This is a genomic window from Streptomyces sp. AC602_WCS936 (assembly GCF_019049125.1).
Lineage (GTDB): Bacteria > Actinomycetota > Actinomycetes > Streptomycetales > Streptomycetaceae > Streptomyces.
The window spans coordinates 1-2,440 of the sequence record NZ_JAGMUF010000038.1 but is presented as its reverse complement, the minus strand read 5'-3'; the positions used below and the strand labels follow the sequence as shown (position 1 = coordinate 2,440).

General features: G+C 59.8%; 1 protein-coding gene. It reads left to right on the top strand.

The annotated features are described in order from the left end of the window. Nucleotides 1-539: 539 nt before the first annotated feature. Nucleotides 540-2,318 carry a reverse transcriptase/maturase family protein gene (locus KUM03_RS14585; protein ID WP_217248412.1) on the top strand — a complete coding sequence of 593 codons (1,779 nt, stop codon included), beginning with the start codon at nt 540-542 and terminating at the stop codon, nt 2,316-2,318. The last annotated feature ends 122 nt before the right edge of the window (nt 2,319-2,440 follow it).

The window sequence follows — 2,440 nt, the reverse complement described above, 5'->3', positions numbered from 1 at the left end:
CGGTGCATGTGCGCCACGAGGCGCCTTGTTGTATCCCCGGCACAGCCGGGAGGAATTGGAGGGATATTCCTGGGCCTGATGGCTTACCTGGATCCGAAAGGTGAAGGGGACCAGAGCATGCCAGAGAATCAGTGACCGGGCTCAGTTGCCAGGGACGGTGCGCTGAGGGGCCCGCGTGATATGGCGAAAGCTGGATTGCCTGAACCCCAATCTCCAGTCGATGAAAGTTCGCATCCATCGGAAAGGCTACTGAAACCGATGCCATGTCCTGTGGCGGCTTTGATGCATGGCCGACATACCTTCCGTGACATGGGGCGATGTCCAGTGAGGACATTGAAGGAGATGAGTGGGGCGCCTACGTCACGCTATGACGTACAACAAGGACGAACGTGGGATCGCCTACAGGGTGCGAACCCTAAGGCGACGGAGTGCCCGTAGTAGTCGCAGGAGTAACGACCTGCCGAGGAGAACGGGAAAGCCGCTCGCAGGGCGAAGGGGCGCAGGTGACTGGATGCGAATGAGACCGGGAGGTATGCGAAATGCAGAGTGCCGACACGGTGTTAGGCATCCTTCGTGAGCGCGGTAGACGTGGTCTGCCGTGTAGTGAGCTGTATCGGCAAATGTTCAACCCGCAGTTGTACCTGGTGGCTTACGGCCGCATCTACTCCAACAAAGGAGCGATGACGCCGGGAGTCTCGCAAGAAACCGTGGACGGCATGTCGCTGGGCAAGGTGAGTCGCATCATCGATGCGATGCGTCACGAACGCTACCGATTCAGCCCAGTAAAGCGAGTCAATATTCCCAAGAAAAATGGGAAGATCCGGCCGCTTGGACTGCCGACCTGGTCGGACAAGCTCGTCGGCGAGGTGATGCGTCTCCTTCTGGAGGCGTACTTCGAGCCGCAGTTCTCCGACCGGTCCCATGGGTTCCGACCCAAACGGGGCTGTCACACCGCCTTGACGGAGGTGGGCAATACCTGGACGGGTACCACCTGGTTCATCGAAGGTGATATCTCTGACTGCTTCGGTTCGATCGACCATCAAGTCGTCATCGAGACGCTGGCAGAACGGATTCACGATGGCCGGTTTCTTCGACTCGTGCGCAACATGCTTGAGGCCGGTTACATGGAGGACTGGACGTGGGGAGCCACGCTCAGCGGGGCACCTCAAGGCGGAGTACTCTCTCCGCTGCTGTCCAATATCTACCTGCACCGACTGGACAACTTTGTCGAGAAGGTTCTGATTCCGCACAACACTCGAGGGCGAAGCAGGGCACGCAACCCTGCCTACCTGGAGGTGGTCAACGCGATCGCGCGCGCTCGAAGGCGGGGAGATCGGGCCGAAGTTCGGTCACTTCGCAAGAAGCAGCGCAGTATCCCCAGCGTGGATCCGAATGATCCGGGCTTCCGGAGACTGCGCTATGTGCGATACGCCGATGACACCCTTCTTGGGTTCATCGGGCCGAGACCCGAGGCCGAGGAGATCAAACGGCGTCTTGCGGAATTCCTTCGTGAAGACCTCAAGTTGGAATTGTCGCCAGAGAAGACACTGATCACCCATGCCCGTAAGGGTGCGGCATCGTTCCTCGGATACGAGATCACCGTGCAGCACAACGACAGACAGGCAACCCGAGGTCGCAGGACGGCTAACGGTTCGATTGCTCTACGTGTGCCAGCAAAGGTGATCCGAGACAAGGCAGCCCCATACTTCAGCCGCGGAAAACCCGCGCACCGGCCCCAACTCTTGAACGACGACGACTACACCATCGTCAACGTCTACGGGGCAGAGTACCGGGGCATCGTCCAGTACTACCTCCTGGCCGGCAACGTATGCCGATTGCATCGGTTGCGTTGGGCCATGGAAACCTCGTTGCTCAAGACACTGGCAGCGAAGCATCGCTCGACGGTGTCCAAGATGGCGGCCCGCTACAAGGCCAAGATCGAGACACCGAATGGGCCCCGCACATGCTTCGAAGCCAAGGTCACCCGCAGCGCAGGCAGGAAGCCACTGGTCGCACGATTCGGCGGAATCTCACTGACGCGACAGAAGGCAGCGGTCCTCACGGACCGTCAAGCGGTCAACCCCCGCCCCAGAAAGGAGCTGATTACCCGGCTCTTGAAGGGGAAGTGCGAGCTATGCGGGACGTCGGAAGATGTGCGGGTGCACCACATCCGAAAACTCGTTGACCTCGACAGGGTAGAACCGCCTACCGAATGGCAACAGGTCATGGTGAAGAAGCGGCGCAAGACTCTGGTTGTCTGCATCGGCTGCCATGACACGATCCACTCAGGAAAGCCGACCAGTAGCGTCACGAGATAGGTCACTGGAGAGCCCGTTACGGGGAAACTCGTACGGCGGGTTCGGAGGGGGGCCGTGCGAAAAAGGGCCTGCTCATGGCAGGTGCCTCGTCGCGCGGCCTACCCAACCAACCGCTTGAAGCA

What these genes read in the sequence shown, in the direction of transcription:
- KUM03_RS14585 (WP_217248412.1), top strand. Translation starts at nt 540, where the DNA reads ATGCAGAGTGCCGACACGGTGTTAGGCATCCTTCGTGAGCGCGGTAGA.